The sequence below is a fragment of the Rhodopseudomonas sp. BR0C11 genome (assembly GCF_010820945.1).
Taxonomy (GTDB): domain Bacteria; phylum Pseudomonadota; class Alphaproteobacteria; order Rhizobiales; family Xanthobacteraceae; genus Rhodopseudomonas; species Rhodopseudomonas palustris_H.
The window spans coordinates 1-4881 of sequence record NZ_QTKI01000372.1 but is presented as its reverse complement, the minus strand read 5'-3'; the positions used below and the strand labels follow the sequence as shown (position 1 = coordinate 4881).

5 protein-coding genes are annotated in these 4881 nt (G+C 65.9%); 1 reads left to right on the top strand and 4 read right to left on the bottom strand.

Going from position 1 to position 4881, the window contains the following annotated elements:
* The 3 genes from DYI24_RS21330 to DYI24_RS21320 all read right to left on the bottom strand — a co-directional run.
* The coding region (locus DYI24_RS21330; RefSeq protein ID WP_164573752.1) for a bifunctional transaldolase/phosoglucose isomerase at window positions 1-2034 on the bottom strand (2034 nt) is incomplete at its 3' end.
* Between the two features lie 216 nt (window positions 2035-2250).
* Window positions 2251-2925, bottom strand: coding sequence for a DUF4286 family protein (locus DYI24_RS21325; protein ID WP_164573751.1), 675 nt, complete (start codon window positions 2923-2925; stop codon window positions 2251-2253).
* An 18-nt stretch (window positions 2926-2943) separates the two neighbouring features.
* Window positions 2944-3426: a winged helix-turn-helix transcriptional regulator gene (locus DYI24_RS21320; protein WP_164573750.1), complete on the bottom strand. Its 483-nt coding sequence runs from the start codon at window positions 3424-3426 to the stop codon at window positions 2944-2946.
* A gap of 97 nt (window positions 3427-3523) precedes the next feature.
* Here DYI24_RS21320 and DYI24_RS21315 point away from each other — a divergent pair, with 97 nt between their 5' ends.
* Window positions 3524-4297 (top strand): SDR family NAD(P)-dependent oxidoreductase, encoded by a 774-nt coding sequence (locus tag DYI24_RS21315; protein ID WP_164573749.1) that lies wholly within the window; start codon window positions 3524-3526, stop codon window positions 4295-4297.
* Between the two features lie 9 nt (window positions 4298-4306).
* Here the strand turns inward: DYI24_RS21315 and DYI24_RS21310 are convergent.
* A partial coding sequence (locus DYI24_RS21310; RefSeq protein ID WP_502706362.1) for an alpha/beta hydrolase family protein occupies window positions 4307-4881 on the bottom strand: 575 nt, incomplete at its 5' end.

The following is a 4881-nucleotide window of genomic DNA, read 5'->3' as shown; positions in this document are numbered from 1 at the left end:
CGGCTCGCCGTCGATCGGGATCAGACCCTTGCCTTCCTTGCCGGTCGACTCGGCGATCAACTGCTCGGCCCAGGCGCCGAAATCCGCGATCGCCTTCGACGACGTGATCGTCACCTTGTCGCGGCCTGCGAGCCCGGCGCAGCCCATCACTAGACCGAGCTGCACCGCGGGGTTCTGCTGCGGCGGCACGTCGGTGCCGCAGGAGCGGACCATCGCGAGCGTGGTGTCGAGCAGCTTGGCAATGTCGAGGCCCGCGGCCGCAGCCGGCACCAGGCCGAACGGCGACAGCACCGAGTAGCGTCCGCCGATGGTCGGATCGCCGTGGAAGATCTTGGCGAACTTCTGCTCGGTCGCGACCTTCTCCATCGACGAGCCGGGATCGGTGACGGCGACGAAGTGGCGACCGGCCTGATCGGCGCCGATCGCTTCGGTGACGCGCGCGAAGAAGTAAGCCTTCATCACGTTCGGCTCGGTGGTGCCGCCGGACTTCGACGACACGATGAACAGCGTCGAGTCGAGCTTGACGCTGGCTTCGAGCGCCCGGACCTGCGCCGGATCGGTCGAGTCCAGCACGTGCAGCTTCGGGAAACCGTCCTGCCGCGGGAAGGTCTCGGCGATCACTTCGGGGCCGAGGCTGGAGCCGCCCATGCCGAGCACCACCGCATCGGTGAAGCCCTGGCTCTTCACCCACTTGGCGAAGTCCTGATACTCGGTGAGCTTGGTCTTGGCGACCGACGGCGCGTGCAGCCAGCCGAGCCACTTGGCTTCGTCGTGATCGGTCCACACGGCTTCATCACGCGCCCAGATCTTGCGGATCTTGCCGGCGCTGCGCCACGCTTCGGTCTGCTGCTTGACGCTGTTGCCGAGTTCGCCCGGCAGCGACAGCGTCTGCTTGCCGACGCGGCCGGCCAGCACGGTCTCCCGCTTGAACGCCACCGCGCCGAGCAGCTTGTCGAACGCATCGGCAAACAGCTGCACGCCTTCGGTGACCAGCTTGTCGGTGATCGCATCGAGCGACACGCCGGCACTGGCGAGGCCCTTGATCACCGCGCGGGCGTCGTCGATGTCCTTCTCCAGGCTGTCCTTCGGCTTGCCGTGATCGCGGAAGGCGTCGAGCGTCGCCGGCGGCACGGTGTTGACGGTGTCCGGGCCGATCAGCTCTTCAATGTACAGCACATCGCTATAAGCCTTGTTCTTGGTGCCGGTGGAGGCCCACAGCAGCCGCTGCGGCTTGGCTCCGCAGGCTTCGAGCTTCGCCCACCGGTCGCCGCTGAACAGCCGCTTGTAGTCCTGGTAAGCGAGCTTGGCGTTGGTGATCGCCACTTGGCCCTTCAGCTCTTCCAGCCGCTCCTTTTCGGACGGATCGTTCGCCTTGGCGATTTTGTCGTCGAGCGCGGCATCGACCGCGCTGTCGATGCGGCTGATGAAGAAGCTGGCGACGCTGGCGACATGCGCCGGATCACCACCGGAGGCGATCAACGCTTCGAGGCCGGCGATGTAGGCCTCGGCGACCTGGACATAGACCTTCTGCGAGAACAGCAGCGTGACGTTGACGCTGATGCCCTTGGAGACGAGCTGCTTGATCGCGGGCAGGCCTTCGCGGGTCGCCGGCACCTTGATCATCAGATTTTCGCGACCGACCGCGCGCCACAGCCGCTCGGCTTCCGCCAGCGTGCCCTTGGGGTCGAGCGCCAGATAGGGCGAGACTTCGAGGCTGACGAAGCCGTCACGGTGCTCGAGCTTGTCGTAAACCGGACGCAGCACGTCGGCGGCGTTTTGGATGTCTTCGACGGCGAGCGTCTCGTAGAGATCGCCGACCGAGCGGTCGCCCTTCTTCAGCGCCTCGCCGATCGCGCCGTCATATTCGTCGGTCGCGCCGATCGCCTTTTCGAAGATCGAGGGATTGGACGTGACCCCCTTCACCCCGTCGGTCTCGATCAGTTTCTTCAGGTCGCCCTTGGCGATAAAGCCGCGGGCCAGGAAATCCAGCCAGATCGCCTGGCCGTGTTTTTCGAGCGCTTTGACGGGATTCATGGTGCCTTGTCTGCTGGTTCGGTGCGATGACGGCCTCGCTCGCATTTCCGTCCGGGGATCGAGGCTTGTCAACACGTCCTGACCGGCGCCTTGCACGCCGGCCGATTACCGCCCAATGCGAAGATGACGTCTGAACCGGCAAACGGTTCCCTGACGCCAATCTATCGCAGGGATGTGATGCCAGGATTACAGGCGAAACCAGGCGAAATTCGCTCTTTAGCGCTCGAGATCGGCCTTCGCCAAATCCCACAGCAGCGCATACGTCCCGGCCGCAATCAACTCCGCGCCGGCGGCGGCAATCGCGGTCTCGAACCGGCCGGCAAGCGCCGCCTGGACAGCCGCAGCGCTGGTGCCGTCGATCAGCACGAACCAGTCTGACGCGCCGGGGCTGGTGATGCCGGGCGGATCGGTCAGCGGCCTCGACAGTGTCGGATCATTTTCGAGCAGGTGCATCGAAATGATGCCGTCAAGGGGCAACGGATCGAGCTTGGCCGACAGCCCGGTGCGCAAGGCGTCCTCCCGGCCCGCGACGGGACGGATGCGGACGAGACCAAGCACCGCGCCGCGGCCCTGGCCACGGCTCAGCGTGATCCGTGCGACTCCCCGGATCATGTTCTTGAATTTGGCGATATTGCGTTTCGACCACTCGGTCTGATTGGCGAGCGCCGTTCGATATGCATCGCTGCTCAGCACGTCGAAGCGCTCGGTCGAATACAGCCCGAGATATTTCGGCGTCGCTTCGAGCGCGACGTAGCGGCGCGCCTCGACGAAGCCCTCGATCGCGACTCGCTCGGCAATGTGTTCTCGGTCGTACCAGCGATTGAAATCGGCCTCGTCCTCCGGCGCGATGTCCATCGAGGTCAGCAGCATGCCTTGTCCGGCAATCGGCATCGGATGTCCTTTGAGTTGCTATTGGGGGAGCTTGCGCCGCTTGCCCGTCTTGACGGCGTCGCGCGGCTTCAACGTGGTCTGGTGGGGCGCGAGCAGCCGGCCGTCCTCGGCGTGAAGCTCGAGCTTCTTGACTGGCCTGCCGTGCTCGACGTCGACAAGGACGGTCGCGATCTCGGTGGGATGGGCGTCGAATTCTTCGCTCCATTGCCGCAGCGCGACCAGCACCGGAAACACACCGCGGCCTTTCGGGGTGAGCACATATTCGTGATAGGCGCTGCCGTCCGATGCTGGCGCCAGCTCCAGGATGCCGTGTTCGATCAGCGCGCGCAGCCGCACCGACAGGATGTTCTTGGCGAGGCCGAGTCGCGCCTGAAATTCGTTGAATCGCCGCACGCCGAACAGCGCCTCGCGAATAATCAGCAGCGACCACCAGTCGCCGATCGCGTCCAGTGCGCGCGCCACCGGGCAGGCGTCGTTCTCGAAGCTGGTTCGCTTCACCATGGTGAGACCGTCCCGATCACGCTGTTGTGTGGTTGCATTATAAAACTATCTGGCGTAAGTGCCAATCAGTTTAAACATGCAACCAGACGAGGCGAGCATGAGACTGAGCGGCAAGACGGCCTTGATCACCGGCGGCAACAGCGGCATCGGTCTTGCGACTGCCAAGCTCTTCGTGGCCGAAGGCGCACGCGTGACGATCACCGGCCGTGATCGGGCGAGGCTGGATGCGGCCGCGCACGAGCTCGGCGCGCAGGCGCTCGCGGTCGAGGCCGACGTCACCGACATCGCGGCGATCGAGAACGCGGTCGCCCGCGCGGCGGAGCGGTTCGGCAAGCTCGATATCGTGTTCGCGAATGCGGGTATCCCCGGCGCGACGCCGCTCGGCGGCACCTCGCTGGCGGCGTTCGAGCAGGTGATCCGCACCAATCTGACGGCGGTGTTCTTCACCGTGCAGGCTGCGCTGCCGTATCTGAACGACGGTGCCTCGATCATTCTCAACGGTTCGGTGATCTCGGTGCTCGGCAATCCGGGCTTTGCGGCCTACGCGGCGAGCAAGGCCGGGCTGCGCGGAATGGCGCGGGTGATGGCTTCCGAACTGTCGCCGCGCAACATCCGCGTCAACGTGGTGGCGCCGGGCGGCGCGCGGACACCGATCTGGAAGGACGCCGCGCCGACCGATCAGGCGATGGCGGTGCTCGAACAACGCATCGCGGCGGCGACGCCGCTCGGCCGGATCGCCGAGCCGGAGCATATCGCCAAGACCGTGCTGTTTCTCGCCTCCGACGATGCCGCCCACATCCAGAGCGCCGAAATTTTCGTCGATGGCGGTGCCACCGGATCTCCCGCGGGCGTGCCGGCGTTTCGCGTCTGACGCGCGGCCTCAGCCGGCGATCTTCGCTGCGACGTCGGTGATTCCGGCGATCACCGCGTCGCGGATGCCGGGGTCGTAGAGCAGGTGGCCGGCGGTATCGATGGTGCGCAGCTCGGCCTCCGGCCATCGCGCCGCGAGGCGCTGCGCGGTGGACGGTGGGCACAAGAGGTCGTAGCGGCCCTGCACGATCACGCCTGGAATGCCGGCGAGCTTTGGTGCATCGCGCAGCAGCTGGTCCGGCTCCAGGAAACAATCATGGGCGAAGTAGTGCGCCTCCATGAACGGCGTCATCGGCAGCGACCCGTTGCCTGTCAGCGCGGCGCGGTCGAGCCGCGTCCGCCGCGGCGAGACGGTCGAAAGAATGCCTTCGGTCTCTCCCCAGGCGCGCGCCGCGGGCGCATGCACGGCGGGATCTGGATCGAGGATCCGGCGCCAATAGGCGCCGAGCGGATCGGCGCGCTCGGCTTCGGGAAGCACGCTCAGGAAGTCTTCGTTGAGCGCCGGATAGAACCGCGGCAGCGTCGACAAAAACGCGGTTTCGAGCTCCGCGCGCGTGCCCAGAAACGTCGCGCGCAGCACCAGGC